Annotated in this window: 24 protein-coding genes; 23 read left to right on the forward strand and 1 reads right to left on the reverse strand. The window is 34.1% G+C overall.

What is annotated here, in order from left to right:
* The first annotated feature begins 93 nt into the window (after positions 1-93).
* Positions 94-1,797, forward strand: coding sequence for a sodium:solute symporter (locus Q0951_RS16365; protein ID WP_299339246.1), 1,704 nt, complete (start codon positions 94-96; stop codon positions 1,795-1,797).
* Positions 1,784-2,764 (forward strand): Gfo/Idh/MocA family oxidoreductase, encoded by a 981-nt coding sequence (locus Q0951_RS16370; RefSeq protein ID WP_299339249.1) that lies wholly within the window; start codon positions 1,784-1,786, stop codon positions 2,762-2,764. The genes Q0951_RS16365 and Q0951_RS16370 overlap by 14 nt, the downstream gene beginning before the upstream one ends.
* Before the next feature lie 52 nt (positions 2,765-2,816).
* Here the strand turns inward: Q0951_RS16370 and Q0951_RS16375 are convergent, their stop codons facing one another.
* Positions 2,817-3,665, reverse strand: a complete 849-nt coding sequence (locus tag Q0951_RS16375) for a DUF2911 domain-containing protein (protein ID WP_299339252.1) — start codon at positions 3,663-3,665, stop codon at positions 2,817-2,819.
* A 413-nt stretch (positions 3,666-4,078) separates the two neighbouring features.
* On the opposite strand from Q0951_RS16375, the gene Q0951_RS16380 reads away from it, so the two are divergent.
* From Q0951_RS16380 to Q0951_RS16480, 21 genes are all read left to right on the forward strand, one after another.
* A complete protein-coding gene (locus Q0951_RS16380; protein ID WP_299339254.1) occupies positions 4,079-4,735 on the forward strand; it encodes a TetR family transcriptional regulator C-terminal domain-containing protein in 657 nt (218 codons plus the stop codon).
* A 9-nt stretch (positions 4,736-4,744) separates the two neighbouring features.
* Entirely contained in the window at positions 4,745-6,055 is a 1,311-nt protein-coding gene (locus tag Q0951_RS16385; RefSeq protein WP_299339257.1) for an AarF/UbiB family protein, read from the forward strand.
* A complete protein-coding gene (locus Q0951_RS16390) occupies positions 6,055-6,669 on the forward strand; it encodes a flavin reductase (protein WP_299339260.1) in 615 nt (204 codons plus the stop codon). The genes Q0951_RS16385 and Q0951_RS16390 overlap by 1 nt, the downstream gene beginning before the upstream one ends.
* A gap of 8 nt (positions 6,670-6,677) precedes the next feature.
* A complete protein-coding gene (locus Q0951_RS16395) occupies positions 6,678-8,102 on the forward strand; it encodes an SDR family oxidoreductase (RefSeq protein ID WP_299339262.1) in 1,425 nt (474 codons plus the stop codon).
* Positions 8,095-8,238, forward strand: a complete 144-nt coding sequence (locus Q0951_RS16400; RefSeq protein WP_299339265.1) for a DUF2256 domain-containing protein — start codon at positions 8,095-8,097, stop codon at positions 8,236-8,238. The genes Q0951_RS16395 and Q0951_RS16400 overlap by 8 nt, the downstream gene beginning before the upstream one ends.
* A complete protein-coding gene (locus Q0951_RS16405; protein ID WP_299339268.1) occupies positions 8,214-9,524 on the forward strand; it encodes a DASH family cryptochrome in 1,311 nt (436 codons plus the stop codon). Before Q0951_RS16400 ends, Q0951_RS16405 begins: the two co-directional genes overlap by 25 nt.
* Positions 9,525-11,057: a cryptochrome/photolyase family protein gene (locus Q0951_RS16410; protein ID WP_299339271.1), complete on the forward strand. Its 1,533-nt coding sequence runs from the start codon at positions 9,525-9,527 to the stop codon at positions 11,055-11,057. It abuts the gene before it with no gap.
* Entirely contained in the window at positions 11,047-12,516 is a 1,470-nt protein-coding gene (locus Q0951_RS16415) for a cryptochrome/deoxyribodipyrimidine photo-lyase family protein (RefSeq protein WP_299339274.1), read from the forward strand. Before Q0951_RS16410 ends, Q0951_RS16415 begins: the two co-directional genes overlap by 11 nt.
* 140 nt (positions 12,517-12,656) lie before the next feature.
* Positions 12,657-13,085 carry a hypothetical protein gene (locus Q0951_RS16420; RefSeq protein WP_299339276.1) on the forward strand — a complete coding sequence of 143 codons (429 nt, stop codon included), beginning with the start codon at positions 12,657-12,659 and terminating at the stop codon, positions 13,083-13,085.
* 3 nt (positions 13,086-13,088) lie between these two features.
* Positions 13,089-13,361: a TIGR03643 family protein gene (locus Q0951_RS16425; protein WP_299339279.1), complete on the forward strand. Its 273-nt coding sequence runs from the start codon at positions 13,089-13,091 to the stop codon at positions 13,359-13,361.
* Positions 13,362-13,415: 54 nt separating this feature from the next.
* On the forward strand, positions 13,416-14,111 hold the full coding sequence (folE, locus tag Q0951_RS16430) for a GTP cyclohydrolase I FolE (RefSeq protein ID WP_299339282.1): 696 nt from the start codon (positions 13,416-13,418) through the stop codon (positions 14,109-14,111).
* Positions 14,112-14,115: 4 nt separating this feature from the next.
* Positions 14,116-14,340: a hypothetical protein gene (locus Q0951_RS16435; protein WP_299339285.1), complete on the forward strand. Its 225-nt coding sequence runs from the start codon at positions 14,116-14,118 to the stop codon at positions 14,338-14,340.
* 89 nt (positions 14,341-14,429) lie between these two features.
* On the forward strand, positions 14,430-15,113 hold the full coding sequence (locus tag Q0951_RS16440; RefSeq protein WP_299339288.1) for an SDR family NAD(P)-dependent oxidoreductase: 684 nt from the start codon (positions 14,430-14,432) through the stop codon (positions 15,111-15,113).
* A 3-nt stretch (positions 15,114-15,116) separates the two neighbouring features.
* Positions 15,117-15,656, forward strand: coding sequence for a glutathione peroxidase (locus Q0951_RS16445; RefSeq protein WP_299339291.1), 540 nt, complete (start codon positions 15,117-15,119; stop codon positions 15,654-15,656).
* A 5-nt stretch (positions 15,657-15,661) separates the two neighbouring features.
* Positions 15,662-15,829: a Lacal_2735 family protein gene (locus tag Q0951_RS16450; RefSeq protein WP_299339294.1), complete on the forward strand. Its 168-nt coding sequence runs from the start codon at positions 15,662-15,664 to the stop codon at positions 15,827-15,829.
* A gap of 6 nt (positions 15,830-15,835) precedes the next feature.
* Entirely contained in the window at positions 15,836-16,297 is a 462-nt protein-coding gene (locus Q0951_RS16455) for a TspO/MBR family protein (protein ID WP_299339297.1), read from the forward strand.
* Between the two features lie 21 nt (positions 16,298-16,318).
* Positions 16,319-16,786 (forward strand): SRPBCC family protein, encoded by a 468-nt coding sequence (locus Q0951_RS16460; RefSeq protein WP_299339300.1) that lies wholly within the window; start codon positions 16,319-16,321, stop codon positions 16,784-16,786.
* 14 nt (positions 16,787-16,800) lie between these two features.
* Positions 16,801-18,105, forward strand: coding sequence for a deoxyribodipyrimidine photo-lyase (locus tag Q0951_RS16465; RefSeq protein WP_299339303.1), 1,305 nt, complete (start codon positions 16,801-16,803; stop codon positions 18,103-18,105).
* Positions 18,106-18,182: 77 nt separating this feature from the next.
* Positions 18,183-18,542 (forward strand): nuclear transport factor 2 family protein, encoded by a 360-nt coding sequence (locus tag Q0951_RS16470; protein WP_299339306.1) that lies wholly within the window; start codon positions 18,183-18,185, stop codon positions 18,540-18,542.
* A gap of 10 nt (positions 18,543-18,552) precedes the next feature.
* The gene (locus Q0951_RS16475; protein ID WP_299339309.1) at positions 18,553-18,948 is read left to right on the forward strand and encodes a hypothetical protein; all 396 of its coding nucleotides are present in this window, start codon (positions 18,553-18,555) and stop codon (positions 18,946-18,948) included.
* Positions 18,949-18,960: 12 nt separating this feature from the next.
* Positions 18,961-19,554 carry a hypothetical protein gene (locus tag Q0951_RS16480; RefSeq protein WP_299339311.1) on the forward strand — a complete coding sequence of 198 codons (594 nt, stop codon included), beginning with the start codon at positions 18,961-18,963 and terminating at the stop codon, positions 19,552-19,554.
* Positions 19,555-19,569: the final 15 nt, after the last annotated feature.

Here is a 19,569-nt window from a genome sequence, read left to right on the forward strand (position 1 = left end):
AAGTACAAATGGAATAAGATGTATACACTAGTACTCTGTGCAAACATCATCTACATCATAGCGTTTTACTTCATTACTAAAGCCTTTTAAAAAATGCAGACATTAGATTGGATTGTACTTATTGGCACCTTGCTGCTTATTGTTGTCTACGGAACTTACCAATCCAGAGGCAGTAAAAATGTTCAGGACTATTTAAAAGGTGGAAACACTTCAAAGTGGTGGACTATAGGTTTATCGGTTATGGCAACTCAAGCCAGTGCCATCACATTCTTATCAACACCTGGTCAAGCCTTTAATGACGGAATGGGATTTGTGCAGTTCTACTTTGGTTTGCCAATTGCTATGGTGGTAATCTGTATGGTGTTTATTCCACTATATCACAGACTAAAAGTTTACACAGCATATGAATTTTTAGAAAATAGATTTGATCTTAAGACCAGAACACTAACAGCCATTTTATTCTTGATACAACGCGGTTTAGCCGCTGGAATTACCATTTTTGCTCCTGCCATTATATTATCTGCAGTTTTAGGCTGGAACTTACTCTTACTCAATGTGATCATTGGCGTACTAGTCATTATTTATACCGTTTCAGGAGGAACAAAAGCTGTAAACGTCACTCAAAAACACCAAATGGTAGTTATATTTACAGGCATGCTTATCGCCTTCTTTTTAATTATAGATAAGCTCCCTGAAGGCATTACTTTTTCTAAGGCTCTTGATATTGCTGGTGCAAGTGGTAAAATGGAAGTTCTCGATTTTTCTTTTGATTTCAATAATCGCTATACGGTTTGGAGCGGACTTATTGGTGGTACTTTTCTTATGCTTTCTTATTTCGGAACAGATCAGAGCCAAGTACAACGTTACCTTTCAGGTAAATCGTTAAAAGAAATGCAGATTGGTATGATGTTCAACGGACTCCTAAAAGTTCCAATGCAATTCTTTATTTTATTGGTTGGTGTTATGGTCTTTGTGTTTTATCAATTCAATCAGGCTCCTGCTAATTTTAATCCTACAGCAACAGAAGTTGTTCTAAATTCTGAATATGCAGATGAGTACAAGGACATACAAGAAAAACAACTCTTAAATCATACTGAAAAGGAAAAAATTATCAATGATTTTGTCAGCAATAATAATGTTGATGCTGCCAAAGGGATTGCAGTTTTAAATTCAATAAATGATGAATTGAGAGCTAATGCCAGATCACTCATAGAGAAAGCAGGTGACGCTCAAAATATAAAAGTTGAAAGTAACGATAAAGATTATGTGTTTATTCATTTCATATTAAACAACTTACCTCGCGGACTCATAGGTTTGCTGCTTGCGGTTATATTAAGCGCAGCCATGTCTAGTACCTCAAGCGAGTTAAATGCTTTAGCCAGTACTACAACTATGGATCTCTACAAACGAAACACCAGTGAAAAATCGGAAGCTGAAATGGTTAAAGCTTCACGGTTATTTACTTTAGGTTGGGGAATTGTTGCTATTGGTGTAGCCTGTGTCGCTAATCTTGCCGAAAATCTGATTCAATTGGTAAATATTATCGGATCCATTTTCTACGGAAATGTACTTGGGATTTTCCTTCTGGCATTCTTCTTTAAGTTTGTGAGAGCAAACGCTGTGTTCACAGCAGCACTGATTACACAAGTTCTGGTCATTGGACTATTTTTACTCAACGAATACGAAATCATCAACCTGCCCTTCTTATGGTTAAACTTTGTAGGATGTGTTATCGTAATTGCAATTGCTTGCCTATTACAATCACTGAATTCTAATAGTAACTATGCAGAAGCCTAAAACTATAAATTGGGGAATTATCGGACTTGGAAAAATTGCCAATAAATTTGCTCAGGACCTAATTAACCTTGAGCATGTTCAACTCTATGCAGTTGCATCTCGCAATCAGGAGAAGGCAAATGATTTTGCCAAACTATACAATGCTAAAGTCGCATACGATAGCTATCAGGCATTAGCAGAAGACTCTAATATAGATGCGGTTTATATTGCCACACCACACGTTTTTCATAAAGCACATACAATCTTGTGCCTCAACCATAGTAAAGCCGTTTTGTGCGAGAAACCTTTTGCAATGAATTATCATGAAGTACAAGAGATGATTGCTACGGCAAAAGCAAAGAAGACCTTATTGATGGAAGCCCTATGGACATACTTTCTTCCACATTACCAATTGGTACTCCAGCATATTACTAATGAAACATTTGGAAAAATCATAAAAATCGAAGCAGATTTTGGATTCCAACCTGAGATTGACCTATCATCTAGAGTATTTAAAAAATCTCTGGGAGGCGGAAGTTTACTCGACATTGGCATCTACCCTATTTTTGCAGCTTTATCTACACTAGGAAAACCCATTCACATAGAATCTAAAGCTACATTTTTTGATAATGAGGTTGATTCCTCTTGTCTAATGGTATTTAGTTATAACAATGGTGTTGAAGCACACTTAAAAAGTACACTTCTAAAAAACACACCAACAGAAGCTATTTTTCACTGTAAAAAAGGAACAATTAAGATCAATTCAAGATTCCAAGAGCCTACTAATGTGACGCTCATTTCAGAAGAAAAAGAACGTACCATAAATTTTGATTACAGCACTAATGGCTATAGTTTCGAAATTGAGCATTTTAATGAATTGATACGACAAGAAAAAACTGAAAGTGATGTGATGACATTTGCTTTTAGTAGAGACCTTATTGAACTTCTGGACACTGTAAGATCGCAAATAGGTTTGAAATACGAATAAAAAAAAGACCGCTTGAATAAAACGGTCTTTTTTAAGTCAAATACTAATAATATTACATGGCTCCCCATTCTTTTAGAGACGCCATATTCTGCTTTACATAGTTTTGGTTATCAGCTTCTTTGGCAGCAGCCATAGATTGTTTAGCTAATTCAATAGCTTTCTTCTTATCACCTGCAGCAGCATAGATTAACGATTGTTGTCTTAATTGCCAATATTTTGGATCTTCAGTCATAGACATTGCTTTATCCATCCACTCTTTTGCTTTTCCAATATCTTTACCTGTATTTAAATAATATACTGCAGACGCATAGTAATCGTTAGCACTAGGCCCTGCCATTATTTTATCAATTGCAGTTGTAACTGATTTGTCTGTTGGCACAGTAAAAGGGATTGCTGCATATGATTTCTCCCAAATAATATCAATAGTTCCACTATTTGTTGTAATGTTATTAATATCAATGGTCATTGTTTCTACATTAAAAGGAATAGCATTCACATCTACCTTAGCAGTTGCAACTACTTTACTGTCATCCCAATTTCTAGGTGCTCCCCAATTGTTAGTATCATTGTAGAACATGACGTCCCACTGTGTAGCTGAATTTAATTTTGTAAACATTGCATACGATCCTGCTTTAATCTCCTGTCCAGCTATAGTAACATCATCACTAAAAGTGATTATAGTATTTTTATTAGCTCCAGTTCTCCAAATACCTCCGAAAGGTTCTAAATCTCCAAATATTGTTCTTCCCTTAACACCTGGACGAGAATATTCGATAGTAATATCAGTTAATCCAACCTTTTGTTCCACTTTAGAGAGCGGGCTAGGTTGTGGTGTTTCAATTTGTGCATATGAAGCGAAAGTCATTGCAAACACTGCAAACACTAATAGTAATCTTTTCATTGTATTAGTTTTAATGATTAGTTTTAAATTCCATGTAAATTTACAAACAAGCAAACCCTTTGTTTGTTAAGAAAACCTTAAATTAGAAAAACTGTTCATTAATCTCCCTTGTCAATCAACAAATAATACTATGGTTGGTGTTATTCTATAAAAAGCTAGGTTTCCTAGTACAAAGCCTAAAGCATCCATAAATCCCATAAGATCCTCTACTCCTACCTTAGTCACAGGACATCTAAGATATTGAGCCTAACTCAAAACACTATGTACAGATGCTTTACTGGCTGTTGTTAGCTGAGCTGGTTAATGACTATGAATGCTCTTAAACCATTTATAATAATGTCTTGTTAAATTTTGTTTAATCATAATTAAATATGGTTAAACATTTTGTATCTTTACAGCACAATTTGACAATCATGGCAAGAAAGAAAAACATTACAAGTAACGACATTATTACATTTTACATGGATTATGTGCTAGAGTACAACGAGCAACCTAAAACCATTTATGCTTTTGCAAAAGCTAATAACTTTGAAGAACAAAAATTCTATGAGTTTTTCGGATCTTTTGAAGCTGTAGAAAAGCATGTGTTCAATGCTTTTTTTGACAATAGTATAAAGGTTTTAGAACAAAGCGAAGATTATAATTCATTTGATGCGCGAAATAAATTACTCAGTTTTTATTTCACATTCTTTGAGAACTTAACTGCCAACCGAAGCTATGTAAAATACGCACTCGAGCATCACAAAAACAGCCTTAAAGGTTTAAGTCTATTATCAGAATTAAAGTCATCCTTTACCAGTTACATAGAACATTTGGGCATTGAACTCATAGACATCAAACAGGAGCAAATTGACAGAATCCAAAGACGTGGCCTTAAGGAAACGGCATGGTTACAACTCTTATTAACCATGAAGTTTTGGATAGATGACACGTCGGCTGGATTTGAGAAAACAGATATTTTCATCGAAAAGTCTGTTAACACTAGTTTTGATGTACTTAATGTTGCTCCAGTAAGAAGCCTCATAGACTTTGGAAAATTTATTTTCAAAGAAAAAATTCACATGAATTAATTTGTTCCAATGAAAACTATAGACAAAATACCAACATCCAAAATACAAAGAGCCACAAAATTAGTTTCCACAGGAGCTAAGGTTGGTGTTAATTATCTCAAGTATTATGGAGATAAATTGACAAAAACCGAAACTGAGGCTAAAGAGCGTTTAAACCAAAATAATGCAGAAGACATTTATGATGGTTTGAAACAGCTTAAAGGTAGCGCACTCAAAGTTGCACAAATGCTCAGTATGGAGAAAAGTATATTACCTCAAGCCTATGTAGAAAAATTTTCATTGGCACAATTTTCTGTTCCTCCTTTGTCACCTCCATTAGTGATAAAGACTTTTAAAAAATATTTTGGGAAATTACCAAATGACATATATGATACCTTCAATGCAACTTCTGTGAATGCTGCAAGTATTGGACAAGTCCATATTGCAGAAAAAAATGGGAAAAAACTTGCTGTGAAAATCCAATATCCAGGAGTTGCCGAAAGTATCGCATCAGATCTTGCTATGGTTAAACCTATAGCGATGAGTATGTTCAACATTAAAGGAAAAGATTCTGATAAGTACTTTAAGGAAGTTGAAGGTAAATTAATTGAGGAGACAAATTACATTTTGGAAGTTGAGCAAAGCAAAGAAATAGCTAAAGAATGCGCTCATATTCCAAACCTTTTGTTTCCTCAATATTATGAAGAGCTATCCTCAGAACGTATTATCACCATGGATTATATGGTTGGTGAGCACCTTTCTGAATTTGTAGCTCACAATACTAATCAAACGTATTCCAATCAATTAGGTCAAGCCCTATGGGATTTTTATATGTTTCAAATTCACAGATTAAAAAAAGTACACGCAGATCCACATCCAGGAAATTTTCTAGTGTCTGAAGACGGGCAATTGATTGCACTAGATTTTGGATGTATGAAAACTATTCCGGAAGAATTTTATGTACCTTATTTTGAGCTAGCTGAAAAAGACAACATCAACAACCGTGAGTATTTTGTTGAAAAACTTTATCAACTTGAGATCTTAAGAGAAGATGATAGTCCTAAAGAAATTGCATTTTTCACCGAAATGTTTCATGAAATGTTGAGTTTGTTTACCCAACCATTTCATGCTGAAACTTTTGATTTCTCAGATGGTGATTTCTTCGGAAAAATAGCTGAATTGGGCGAACGTTATTCTAAAAGCACAGAGTTAAGAAAGATGAATGGCAATCGTGGATCCAAGCACTTTATTTATATCAACAGAACGTTTTTCGGACTTTATAATTTGATGTTTGATTTAAAAGCAAAAGGCATCAAAATCAATAATTTCAATACATTATAATGACACACATTAGTAATGAACAACTGGACAATTTTCATCATCTCTACCGCATCAACTTAATCAACAGTTGTTCTGGCTATAAATCTGCTAACTTACTAGGCACAAAATCTCCTGATGGTATTGAAAACGTTGCTGTATTTAGCTCAGTAACTCACATAGGCTCTAATCCGCCAATGCTAGGCTTTTTTCTGAGACCAACTACAGTAATGAGAAATACCTATGAAAATTTAAAAGCCTCTGGCTATTATACCATCAATCATATTCATCAAAACATATTAGAAGATGCGCATCACACCTCGGCAAAGTACGATGCTGAGATCTCTGAGTTTGACAAAACCAGGCTCATTTCAGAATATAAAAATAAATTTCAAGCACCTTTTGTAAAACATGCGCCAATACAATTGGCAATGGAATATGTTGAGGAATATGATATTAAAGCTAATAATACCATTCTAGTTGTAGGGAAAATTGTAGGTTTATATATTAAGGATGATATACTTGAAGATGATGGCTTTATAAATTTATCTAAAGCTCAGGTAGCCACAATAAATGGTCTTGATGGCTATGCAGTACCAGAATTAAAAACACGTTTTGGTTATCAAAGACCCAAATAACTCAACACATGAAAATTCTTGTAACAGGTGCAACAGGTTATATTGGCAAACGGTTAATTCCGTTGTTAGCCAATGATGGCCATCATATTGTTTGTGCAGTTAGAGATAAACTACGCGCAGATAAAAGCTATGCTGAAGATGACGAAATCGATGTTGTTGAAGCCGATTTTCTTAAACCTGAAACACTACAAAATATCCCTGAAGATATCGATGTAGCCTTCTACCTGATACACTCCATGTCAAATTCTTCAAAGGATTTTGAATCTCTAGAAGAGCGATGTGCGGTTAATTTTAAAGACCGTATTAAACACACCAAGGTGAAACAAGTAGTTTATCTTAGTGGCATTACTAATGAAGACAATCTGTCTAAACATTTGCAATCACGTAAAAATGTTGAAGACATATTAAAATCTGAACATTACGCATTCACCATTTTTAAAGCTGGTATTATTGTGGGTTCTGGTAGTTCATCTTTTGAAATCATAAGGGATTTGGTTGAAAAACTCCCATTTATGATTGCTCCAAAATGGCTAAATACCAAAACACAACCTTTAGCAGTAAGAGATGTGTTAGCTTTTTTACATCGCAGTGTTGGACGTGAGGAATTGTACAACAAATCATTTGATGTCTTTGGTCCAGAAATTTTAACCTACAAGCAAATGCTTTTACAATTTGCTGAAGTAAGAGGCTTAAAACGATATATATTAACTGTTCCTGTGATGACACCAAAATTATCATCATATTGGTTATACTTTGTAACCTCAACATCATACAAACTAGCGTCTTCATTGGTGGATAGTATGGGAGTTCAAATTATTGGTAAGCCAAGTAATATCAATGAACTTCAAGATGTAAATCCACTAACCTACAAACAAGCTGTTGAATTGGCTTTTGAGAAAATAGAGCAAAATAGTATCATCTCAAGTTGGAAAGACTCTATGGTGAGTAGTGGTAGATTAAGAAAGAGTTTACATAAATATATCAATGTCCCAAAGTATGGCTGTTTCACAGACTACAAAGAGCGTCCAGTAACTAACGTCAAAAAGACCATAGATAAGATTTGGAGTATTGGAGGTACAAATGGTTGGTACTACGGAACGTTTCTCTGGAAAATACGAGGTAATCTCGATAAATTATTTGGTGGTATTGGCTTACGTCGCGGACGCACCAGTCCAACAGAGTTAGATGCAGGAGACGCGCTAGACTTTTGGCGTGTAATCTTTGCTGATAAATCTCAGCAAAAACTACTGCTCTATGCCGAAATGCGATTACCTGGTGAAGCATGGCTGGAATTTAAAATTGAAGACAAGTTATTAAAACAAACAGCTACATTCAGACCACGCGGACTTTGGGGTCGTTTATACTGGTACAGTGTATTACCTTTTCATGGATTTATATTCAGAGGAATGATAAACAAGCTAGTAGATGTCTAAACATAAAAAACAACATCTACCCGAAAAGGTATGTAAAACCTGCGGCTTACCATTTGCCTGGAGAAAAAAATGGGAAAAGAATTGGGATCATGTTAAATATTGTAGTGAAAGATGCAGAAGAAACAAAACAACATAGCACTCGTTTGGTTTAAAAACAATTTGAGAGTTCAGGATAATACGGTTTTAAATGAAGTCATTCGCAATCACAAATCTGTAATTGCATGCTATTGCTTTGATCCTAGACATTATGAGACCTCTAAATTTGGCTTTAAAAAAACCGAACAATTCAGAGCTAAATTTTTAATTGAAAGTATTGAGGATCTAAAAAAGAATTTAAAAGCATTAAACATTGATTTGTTTTTAACTACCAAAACTCCAGAAACGGCTATTCTATCACTCACAGAGCAATTTAACATTAATTGGATATATTCTCAAAAAGAATGGACTAGTGAAGAAACCAAAGTCTCAGACCGTTTAAATTCTATCTTGCCAGATGATGTAAAACTCATTGAGATTTATGATCAATTTCTTTTCCATCCAGCCGATATATCCATGGGGTTTCAGGCCATTCCAAATGTGTTTACAGTCTTTAGAAAAAAAGTTGAGAAGTATAGTAAAGTCAGACCTTCACTAAAAAATCATTCCGCAGAAAAAATCAAATCCATTGTAAATGATACTGAAATTCCAACACTCAAAGACTTAGGCTTTGAAAATTTTGAAACACATCCAAATTCGGCATTTCCGTTTAAAGGCGGAGAAACTGCAGCTTTAGATCGTTTAAAAGATTACTTTTTTGTCACCAAAAAATTAGGTGTATATAAAAAAACCAGAAATGGATTAGTAGGTAAAGATTTTAGCTCTAAATTCTCTCCATGGTTGGCTAACGGCAGTATTTCGGCAAGGACTATCTATTGGCAAATCAAAACATTTGAAAAGGTTCATTTTGAGAATCAATCTACCTACTGGCTCATTTTTGAATTAATTTGGAGAGATTATTTCAAGTACATTTCATTAAAATACCAAAATAACATTTTCAAAATCGGAGGTATTCTACGTAAGGATTACGATTGGAAAACTAATGATGTCCTGATACAAAAATGGATCAATGGTGAAACCCGTTCATCATTTGTTAATGCCAACATGATTGAATTAAAAAAAACAGGCTGGATGAGCAATAGAGGTCGCCAGAATGTCGCCTCATTTTTCGCGAAAGAATTACTGTTGGATTGGCGTATAGGAGCTGCCTATTTTGAGGCTATGCTTATCGATTATGACGTGCACAGTAACTACGGAAATTGGATGTACGTTGCTGGTGTTGGAAACGACCCACGAGACCGTAAATTTAATGTAGACCTTCAAGCTGAACGCTATGACGCTAACGGAAAGTTTCAGCAACTATGGTTACAAGAACAATTATTCTAGATGAAAACACTCAGACTCATACTAGGTGATCAACTCAATATCAAACACTCATGGTTTAAAGACACCAATGAAGATATCGTGTATTGTATGTTTGAAATGCGTCAGGAAACTGATTATGTAAAACATCATATTCAAAAAGTGATTGGTGTTTTTGCTGCAATGCGAGAGTTTTCTGAACACCTTAATGCTCTTGGTCATAACACAATCTATTACAGAATCAATGATAAAGAGAATACACAAAATTTAGTTGACAATATATCTTCGTTATTGAAAGAACATAGCATTGAGCGTTTTGAATACATCTATCCTGATGAATATCGATTAGATTCACAACTCAAATCCTTTTCTGAGAATTTAGACATATCAACATCAGTCGTTTCAGCAGAACATTTTTATACTGAACGCAATGATCTAAAAACATTTTTTAAGGGTAAAAAGCAATATCTCATGGAGAACTTCTATCGAGACATGCGTAAAAAACACGACATCTTAATGATTGGTGGTCAACCAGAAGGTGGCAAGTGGAACTACGATAAAAGTAATCGAAACAAATGGAAAGGAGAGGTTGACATACCGAATTACAAATTGTTCAAAAATGATATTTCCGAAGTATTAGAAGATATTAAAACTGCTGATATAAAAACTATAGGTAGATTCCAAACAAAGACATTTTCATACCCAATTTCGAGGCCTCAAGCACTGGAACAGCTCAAATACTTTTGTGAAGCGCTTCTCATACATTTTGGCGACTATCAGGATGCTATGCATACTAATGAAGTGTATTTGTTTCATTCCAGACTGTCGTTTGCTATGAATCTGAAATTAATATCTCCAAAAGATATTGTTACCACTGTCATGAATTATTACAGGAAACACGGTGATGATATTGACATCTCACAGGTTGAAGGTTTTGTGAGACAGATTATTGGTTGGCGCGAATATATGAGAGGTATGTATTGGGCTTTCATGCCAGATTACAAAGAAAAAAATGCCTTAGACAATCATAATACATTAGCTGACTTTTTCTGGACAGGAGACACAAAAATGAATTGTCTGAAGCACGCTATAAATAACTCATTAGATAATGGATATGCACATCATATTCAGCGTTTAATGATTACAGGTAACTACGCCTTATTAACGCAAACGAATCCAGATGAAGTTGACGATTGGTATCTAGGAATTTATATAGATGCTATTGAATGGGTACAATTAACAAATACCAGAGGTATGAGTCAGTTTGCAGATGGCGGACTCATAGCTACTAAACCCTATGTTTCATCTGGATCATATATTAATAAAATGAGTAATTATTGTAGTGATTGCCATTACAAAAAAAACAAAAAGTTAGGTGATGACGCTTGTCCGTTTAATAGTCTTTACTGGAACTTCCTCGACGACAAACGAGAACAACTAGGTAATAATTTCAGAATGGGAATGATGTATAGCCTACTGGATAAAATGGATAAACAAGACCTTCAGCAAATAAAAGAAAAAGCACAACACATAATTGAACATCAAGATGACTACTAATACGCCAGATATTAATGTTGTTTGGTTAAAACGTGATCTGAGGCTCGAAGACAATGAAGCTATCTTCAATGCACTAGCATCAGGTAAACGAACACTCCTACTCTATACTTTTGAAAGAATGCTTATAGACGATGGTCATTATAGTGAGCGTCATTGGAATTTTATAAAAGAATCAATAAGAGATCTCAATGCTCGACTAAAGCCATATAACACCAAAGTATTAACACTAGAAGCAGATATTATTTCTGCTGTTAATCAATTAATGGAACGTTACACGATAAGAGATATTTATTCACATCAGGAAACTGGTATTTTAGTGACCTATAATCGTGATAAATTGTTTAAACGGTTTTGCAAAAACAATTTAATTACCTGGCATGAAAATATAAATAATGGTGTACAACGCGGATTAAAGGATCGAGAGTTATGGCAAGAACGATGTAATGCGTATTTTGAAATAGAACCTTTATTATTTGCGCCTTCAAATAATCAGTTGCTTTCAATTGAAGATATTGAAGAATTGGAGACACTTGTACATGTTCCTAGTCTTGACACTCCAGATGACAGTCCTTTTCAAAAAGGAGGTCGCACAATGGGATTAAGATATTTGGAGTCCTTTCTAGACAAACGGTATGTCAATTATATGTTTCACATTTCTAAACCAGAATTAGCAAGAACGGGTTGTAGTAGAATTTCACCATATCTCGCATGGGGAAACTTATCAATTAGAGAGGTATATCGTAAAGCTTTTTTTCTGAAGAAAACGTCAAAAAACAAAAAACCTTTGGAAGCATTCATGTCACGTTTACGATGGCAAGCACATTTCATTCAAAAGTTTGAAATGGAACACACCATGGAACAAGAAAGCATCAATAAGGGATTTCAAAAGCTAAAAAAGGACATTTCTGAAAACTATCAAAAAGCTTGGAAGACTGGTCAAACTGGCTATCCGCTTATAGATGCCTGCATGCGTTGTCTTAATGAAACAGGATATTTAAATTTTAGAATGCGAGCTTTAGTTGTATCGTTCTTTACGCATAACCTCTGGCAACCATGGCAAGCCGCTTCACAACATTTATCACAAATGTTTTTAGACTTTGAGCCTGGAATACATTTTCCTCAATTACAAATGCAAGCAGGCGAAACAGGAACCAATATGCTTAGAATTTACAATCCGATAAAAAATAGTCTTGAGCATGATCCTGATGCTACATTCATAAAGAAATGGGTACCTGAACTTCGGAAACTAGAAACTCATTTTGCTCACGAACCTTATTTAATGACAGAAATGGAACAGCAACTTTATGAGTTTCATCTTGGTAAAGATTATCCGTTTCCAATTGTAGATATAGATAAGACGAGAAAAAAAGCAAGTGATACACTTTGGAATCTCAGAAAAAATAAAAAGGTACGTGAAGAAAGTAAAAGAATCTTAAAAAAACACACACTTCGCAGCTAAAAACTACAACACAAAGCACTCATTAACAGCTATTTGACTTAATTATAGATGAAACCTATAGTATTATGTTAATTTTTTGTTTAAGTCTTATTACAAAAAGTTAAACAATTTGTATATTTGAATCACAAGAACAAACAGAAGTGATTTTAAATTCAACCCATACTAATAAAGAGCATAAGCAGATCATCAATGATTTGGTTGGTAAGCCATATTCATTTATGGAATCTTTTAAAATGGGTGGTGTAGGATCAAAACGAATGATCATAGAAAATGTGAGTCCGAATATGAACCAATACCTAAATCTTGTTTCAGATATTAACTATGCCAATATAGAGATGCGATCTGGAGGTATTATAATTTACATTAACAAAGGACTAAAAAACTTCTCTTGGATCATTCCGTTCTATCAGTTGGTGATTTACAAAACCAACGGAACGAGTATACACGCACAAGGTAAATTTATTCACTTCAGAAATAATAAAACGTTTAAAGAAAATAAATCATTCTTTGATAAATTATTAAATGCTAAAGTAGAATATGACGAACGATTTAGTTTTCAAGGCATATAATGTATGGAGTTAGATATTAGAACGACAGATAGAATAATAGAAATGGCCTGGGAAGACAGAACCACATTTGAAGCTATTGAATTTCAGTTTGGTTTAAAAGAACAGGACGTGATTGAACTCATGAGAAGAGAAATGAAACCAAAAAGTTTCAGAATGTGGCGCAAGCGAGTTCAAGGAAGAAAAACAAAACATGAAAAACTAAGGACTTTTGAAAAAGGCCGTTTTAAATGTTCAAGACAAAAGCAAATTACCCATAACTCAATATCAAAACGATAACGTGCTTTGTTCATGGAGATGAGTTCCTGAGACAGCACACTAAAAAGACAATACATGAGTACAAACACATTAGAAATTAAAAAAAATGGCCAAAAACTAAACGGTTTTACACCTTCTGAAATTGGAGATGACCATTTATATACAGGTTTAGAAACACCTATGAAAGCAGATGCTTTCAAACTGAGTGATGAAGAAAAGAAAGAACGTATCGCCATTTTATTTGAAGAGATTATGGATGTCATTGGATTAGACCTTACTGACGATTCACTCAAAGGCACACCTAAACGTGTAGCGAAAATGTATATTGACGAGATATTCTCTGGACTCAATCCTGTAAATAAACCAAAAGTAGCATTGTTTGATAATAAGTATCAATACAATCAAATGTTGGTAGAAAAGAATATTACATTCTATTCCAACTGTGAGCATCATTTTGTACCTATTATCGGAAAAGCTCATGTAGCTTACATTTCCTCTGGAAAAGTGATTGGACTTTCAAAATTGAATAGAATCGTACAATATTATGCCAAACGTCCACAAGTACAGGAGCGATTGACTAATCAGATTGCTGAAGAGTTAAAAGCCATATTAAATACTGAGGATGTTGCAGTAATAATTGATGCCAAACACTTGTGTGTATCATCAAGAGGTATCAAAGACGATACATCAGCTACCGTTACAACATTTTACGGTGGACAATTTAATACACCAGAAAAAATCACTGAATTACACAACTATATAAACAATTAACATTATGGAATTAATAAACAGAGCCTTAGAATTTGAGCAGAGAAAAATGAGATCACTGTCAACTAGCGATCGTGTTAAAATTTCTCGTGAAGCAAAAGCGTTAATCCTTGATTTAAATCAAATTTATAAAGAACAAAAAGATCAAAAAATCATGGATATTATGAAGCGTTTAACTGTAATAAAAAGAAAAGTGGAAAAACGCTTAAAAGGTGCACCTTTAACAGCATAATCCCAAATTTACTCTATTTTAATGTCGAGCGTAATGGATAGCGTTTATCGTAATTCTGTTACGCTCGATTAAATATAAACACTAATAAAATGAAAACATACATAGTTGTAGGTGGTAGCAAAGGTATAGGTAATGCTATTGTAACCACTTTATTAGACCAACATAAAGTCATCAACCTAAGTAGAACCGCTCCAGAACAATCACACGATAACCTGACACATTATAATTGTGATGTGCTCAACGATGAACTTCCTGATATTGATTCAGCTGACGGATTGGTCTATTGTCCAGGAAGTATCAACCTCAAACCTATAAGCAGATTTAGTTTAGATGAATTTCGTGAAGACTATGAAATCAATGTCATTGGTGCTGTTAAAGCAATACAGAAATACTTAAACGTCATTAAGAACGGCCAAAATCCGTCCATAGTTCTATTTAGTACTGTAGCTGCAAAACTAGGAATGCCATTTCATGCCAGTGTTGCCGCTGCGAAATCTGGTGTTGAAGGTTTAGTTAAATCACTTGGAGCAGAGTTAGCAACAACATTAAGAATCAATGCTATTGCTCCAACAGTAACGAACACTGAATTAGCTTCAAAACTGCTGAGGAACGAGAAAATGATTGAAAACATTACAGAGCGTCATCCAATGAAGAAGTTTTTAGAACCTTCAGATGTTGCAGGTATGGCAGAGTTCCTCCTATCAGATAAATCTAGTTCAATCTCAGGACAAATATTTGAAATGGACTGTGGAATTGTTAGCTTTAAAATCTAATTTATGAATCCTATAAAAATGTTTTTAGGCACTTTATTCTCAAAATCAAGTTCTTCGGAAACCATCGAAAAAACTTCATTGTACGATATAGATATCAATGGATTACACGGAAAACCTCTAAACCTCTCAGATTTTAAAGGAAAACACCTACTGTTTGTCAATGTAGCTTCCAAATGCGGTTTTACACCTCAATACAAAGACCTACAGAAACTTTCTGATTCTTATCAAGATAAACTTGTAATTATTGGTGTACCTTGTAATCAGTTTGGTAATCAAGAACCTGGAGACGCTCAGGAGATTGAAACATTTTGCGAAATCAATTATGGTGTCACATTTCCTATAACTGAAAAAGTAAATGTCAAGGGAACTCAACAGCACCCACTATATAATTGGTTAACCCAAAAGCATAAAAACGGTGTAAAAAGTTCAAAAGTGAAATGGAACTTCCAAAAATACTTAGTTAATCCAAATGGAGAGCTTATTGACTATTTTTATTCAATGACCTCACCATTAAGCTCAAAAATTACTAAACATTTAAATTAAAGATCATGTTCGGACTATTTAAAAAAACTTCTGAAATAGATAAACTTCAGAAGACTTATGAAAAGCTAATGAAAGAATGGCACGCTTTATCCACGACCAATAGAGCTGAAAGCGATAAAAAATATGCTGAAGCACAAAAAATACAAGAAAGAATAGAACAGCTGCAAAAGTAATTCCTCATGAAATTCCTGAAGGCATTTATCAGTTTTCTTATCATCAATTTTGGTGCTCTTGGAATTGGCTCATGGTTAATGGCCGAAGGTCCGCAAGGCAATTGGTACACGCAATTAGAAAAAGCGCCCTGGACGCCCGAGGGTTGGGTATTTGGAGTAGCATGGACTATAGTAATGATCTGCTTCTCTACCTATATGGCTTTTCTATATTTAAAACGCCCAACGCACAAAGTACTCACGTTGTTTATCGTACAGTTTGTACTTAATGTCAGCTGGAATTTCATATTCTTCAATCAGCAGCTTATTGATCTAGCCTTGGTAAACATTATTTTGTTGTTAATTATTGTAACTGCTTTATTATTTACCTACATAAAAGATTTACATGGAAAAACCATTCTTATTTTCCCTTATGTAATCTGGCTATCAATTGCTACATCTCTTAATCTATACATTTACATTTATAACTAAAATTCACTTTGTGAGCTTATCATGAAAATATACCGACTTCACAAAAAACAAAACTTACCAATTACCATTGATACTGCTTGGGACTTTTTATCAGATCCTAAAAACCTGAAGACCATAACACCAGATTATATGGGATTCAATATTTTATCAGGAGCAGACAGGCCAATGTTTGCTGGACAAATCATTCAGTATATCGTCACACCTATTATGGGTATAAAAACCAAATGGGTTACTGAGATCACGCACGTGGTACACAAACATTATTTTGTAGATGAACAGCGTTTTGGACCATATTCATTATGGCATCATAAACACTTTATTAAAGAAATTGATGGTGGTGTTGAAATGGAAGATATTATAGATTACAAAGTTCCCTTCGGAATATTAGGTCAACTCTTTCATCCTATTCTTGTGAAGCCTAAATTAGAAGAGATTTTTAATTATCGTACTCAAAAATTAGAAGAATTATACGGAACTTACAACAAGTAAAAGTTTGACACTTTATGAAACAACCGCTTAACATTTTTTGGTTTAGACGTGATTTACGATTAGATGATAATATAGGCTTCTTCCAAGCTTTAAAAAGTGATCACCCAGTACTACCCATTTTTATTTTTGATTCTGAAATTTTAAAAAAATTACCTGAAGATGATGCCAGAGTAACATTCATACACAACACACTGCAAAAGATGCGCTCTACGCTTCAGGATGAACACGATAGTAGCATTGCAATGTTTCATGGAAAACCTATTGACATATACAAGGAATTAACTGAAACATATGACATCAATGCTGTATATACAAATCATGATTACGAGCCCTATGCAAAAGAGCGCGACAATGAAATAAAAGCCTTTCTATCTGAACACGACATTGAATTTAAAACGTTTAAAGATCAGGTCATATTTGAAAAAGACGAGGTGGTAAAAAAAGATGGCGATCCTTATGTTGTGTATACACCATACATGAGAACATGGAAAGACAAGTTTAAAGATCATGATCTGAAAATCTATTACACTAACGATTATCTTGATAATCTGGTAAAGCACTCACGATTACCAAATTTAGAACTTTCAGATATTGGATTTAAAGCCTCTAGTCAGCCTATTGCTGATTATACAGTTACTCCAACGCTTATTCAAGAATATGAAGATACCAGAAACTTTCCAGCTAAAGACGCCACATCTCGATTAGGACCACATCTTCGCTTTGGCACAGTGAGTGTACGCAAAATGATAAAAAAAGCCATTGCCGAAAAGAATGAAATATTTTGGCAGGAATTAATTTGGCGTGAGTTTTTTATGCAAATCTTGTGGCACTTTCCTCATACTACTAAAGAATCGTTCAAGTCAAAATATGATCGAATTGAATGGCGAAATAATGAAGACGAATTCAAAAAATGGTGCGAAGGAAAAACAGGCTACCCACTCGTAGATGCTGGTATGAGACAACTTAACGAAACTGGTTTTATGCACAATAGAGTAAGAATGCTGGTAGGTAGTTTCCTATGTAAACACTTACTTATTGACTGGCGTTGGGGCGAAGCATATTTTGCTGAGAAACTCCACGATTATGAAATGGCAAGTAATGTTGGTAACTGGCAATGGGTTGCTGGTTCTGGTGTTGATGCCGCTCCTTATTTCAGGATCTTTAATCCTACAACACAAATTGACAAATTTGATAAAGATCGAAAATATATTAAAACGTATGTACCTGAATTTGATACTGAGGATTATGTGGAGAAAATGGTTGATCACAAAATGGCCAGAGAACGCTGTTTAAAAACTTATAAAGAGGCTGTTAGCTAACTCAAGATTAACATTCTTTTAAAGTTTACCATCACATTTTTAATTAATTTTAAATACTAATCCTAAAATCAATTAAAATGAATACAAATGACGTTGCAAAAAAATGGACACAAATGTGCAGAGAAGGCAAAAACCTAGACTGCATCGAAGAACTTTATGCCGAAAATGTAACAAGTAGAGAAATGCCGGGAATGCCTGGAGAAATTATTTCTGGAAAACAAAACGTTTGGAACAAAAACAAAGAATGGCTAGACAATGTAGCAGAATGGCATGGTGGTGAAATTAGCGAACCTATTGTTGCCGATAAACATTTTACAACGAAAATGACTTTTGATGTTACGTTTAAAGATCGCGGACGCCAACAAATGGAAGAAGTTGTTGTATTTGAAGTTGATAACGGAAAAATTGTAAATGAGCAGTTTTTCTATTCTATGTGACTTTTTTATTATGAAAGCATGTATTCTGATTGTATTATTATCATGTAGTTTGAGTTTTTCTCAAACAGAAGAAAAGATTTCTAGTATGGACTTTGTTCAAATTCAAAATAATAATATTGAAGAAGCCATGTATTACTACCATAATAATTGGAAAAAGCTGAGAATAAAAGCTTTAGAAAAAAACTATATTGATTCATATCAGCTATTGGAAAATGAATATAGTGAAGCAGCACCTTTTCATATCATTTTAATCACAACTTATAAGAACAAGACACAATTTGAAGCACGAGAAAAACACTTTCAGGAACTTATTGATGGTCATGGTGAACTCATGTTATTAAATAATAAAACTCCTAAGGAATTTAGAAAAACAGTATTTGGAACAGATGCAAAACACTTGAATTAAAACTCTAAATGCATGGTCAAATATTACAAGAGCTTTAGAGTTGAAATCATTGATGAATTAGACTCAGGACTTGATACTTTTGAACTTGAAGCACTGTATCAAAATCAATACCCAAAAGATTTAATGATTCCTGAGCAAAAATTTAAGCCAACATCAATACATGGTATTAATATTAGTACTAATGGAGTGCAAATAGTTAATGCATTATTATCTGAAACTGCCGGAAAAACGATTATTTCTGAAGACTCTTTCATTATAAAGCATGACTATTTATATATCATTTGTTCAAATTATGTGTATTGTTTAGATATTAAGACCCTTTCGTGTAAATGGAGAAACCAATTTGATTGGGCAACATGCTTTGGTATTTATGAATTTGCTGATGCAATGGTGGTTCACGGAGAATCTACCATAACGATGATAAACAGCAAAGGAAACACAATATGGAGCTTTTCTGGTGATGATATATTTCTAAATACTGAAGGAGAACAAGCCTTTAAAATTCATAATCATCAGATTCAACTGGTAGATTTCAATAGTAATCATTATACATTGAACGCAAATGGAGAACTAATTAAAAAAGCCTCGAATTACCGAGGCTCTTAATCTATGTTATTTTGA

Source organism: uncultured Psychroserpens sp., assembly GCF_947501425.1.
Taxonomy (GTDB): Bacteria; Bacteroidota; Bacteroidia; order Flavobacteriales; family Flavobacteriaceae; genus Psychroserpens.

Excerpts from the sequence above, each read along its gene's own strand:
- Q0951_RS16455 (WP_299339297.1), top strand. The coding sequence starts at position 15,836 with ATGAAATTCCTGAAGGCATTTATCAGTTTTCTTATCATCAATTTTGGT.
- Q0951_RS16480 (WP_299339311.1), top strand. The coding sequence starts at position 18,961 with ATGGTCAAATATTACAAGAGCTTTAGAGTTGAAATCATTGATGAATTA.
- Q0951_RS16390 (WP_299339260.1), top strand. The coding sequence starts at position 6,055 with ATGACACACATTAGTAATGAACAACTGGACAATTTTCATCATCTCTAC.
- Q0951_RS16425 (WP_299339279.1), top strand. The coding sequence starts at position 13,089 with ATGGAGTTAGATATTAGAACGACAGATAGAATAATAGAAATGGCCTGG.
- Q0951_RS16405 (WP_299339268.1), top strand. The coding sequence starts at position 8,214 with ATGCAGAAGAAACAAAACAACATAGCACTCGTTTGGTTTAAAAACAAT.
- Q0951_RS16445 (WP_299339291.1), top strand. The coding sequence starts at position 15,117 with ATGAATCCTATAAAAATGTTTTTAGGCACTTTATTCTCAAAATCAAGT.
- Q0951_RS16470 (WP_299339306.1), top strand. The coding sequence starts at position 18,183 with ATGAATACAAATGACGTTGCAAAAAAATGGACACAAATGTGCAGAGAA.
- Q0951_RS16475 (WP_299339309.1), top strand. The coding sequence starts at position 18,553 with ATGAAAGCATGTATTCTGATTGTATTATTATCATGTAGTTTGAGTTTT.
- Q0951_RS16435 (WP_299339285.1), top strand. The coding sequence starts at position 14,116 with ATGGAATTAATAAACAGAGCCTTAGAATTTGAGCAGAGAAAAATGAGA.
- Q0951_RS16460 (WP_299339300.1), top strand. The coding sequence starts at position 16,319 with ATGAAAATATACCGACTTCACAAAAAACAAAACTTACCAATTACCATT.
- folE (WP_299339282.1), top strand. The coding sequence starts at position 13,416 with ATGAGTACAAACACATTAGAAATTAAAAAAAATGGCCAAAAACTAAAC.
- Q0951_RS16400 (WP_299339265.1), top strand. The coding sequence starts at position 8,095 with ATGTCTAAACATAAAAAACAACATCTACCCGAAAAGGTATGTAAAACC.
- Q0951_RS16410 (WP_299339271.1), top strand. The coding sequence starts at position 9,525 with ATGAAAACACTCAGACTCATACTAGGTGATCAACTCAATATCAAACAC.
- Q0951_RS16385 (WP_299339257.1), top strand. The coding sequence starts at position 4,745 with ATGAAAACTATAGACAAAATACCAACATCCAAAATACAAAGAGCCACA.
- Q0951_RS16440 (WP_299339288.1), top strand. The coding sequence starts at position 14,430 with ATGAAAACATACATAGTTGTAGGTGGTAGCAAAGGTATAGGTAATGCT.
- Q0951_RS16450 (WP_299339294.1), top strand. The coding sequence starts at position 15,662 with ATGTTCGGACTATTTAAAAAAACTTCTGAAATAGATAAACTTCAGAAG.
- Q0951_RS16380 (WP_299339254.1), top strand. The coding sequence starts at position 4,079 with ATGGCAAGAAAGAAAAACATTACAAGTAACGACATTATTACATTTTAC.
- Q0951_RS16365 (WP_299339246.1), top strand. The coding sequence starts at position 94 with ATGCAGACATTAGATTGGATTGTACTTATTGGCACCTTGCTGCTTATT.
- Q0951_RS16395 (WP_299339262.1), top strand. The coding sequence starts at position 6,678 with ATGAAAATTCTTGTAACAGGTGCAACAGGTTATATTGGCAAACGGTTA.
- Q0951_RS16375 (WP_299339252.1), bottom strand. The coding sequence starts at position 3,665 with ATGAAAAGATTACTATTAGTGTTTGCAGTGTTTGCAATGACTTTCGCT.
- Q0951_RS16465 (WP_299339303.1), top strand. The coding sequence starts at position 16,801 with ATGAAACAACCGCTTAACATTTTTTGGTTTAGACGTGATTTACGATTA.
- Q0951_RS16370 (WP_299339249.1), top strand. The coding sequence starts at position 1,784 with ATGCAGAAGCCTAAAACTATAAATTGGGGAATTATCGGACTTGGAAAA.
- Q0951_RS16415 (WP_299339274.1), top strand. The coding sequence starts at position 11,047 with ATGACTACTAATACGCCAGATATTAATGTTGTTTGGTTAAAACGTGAT.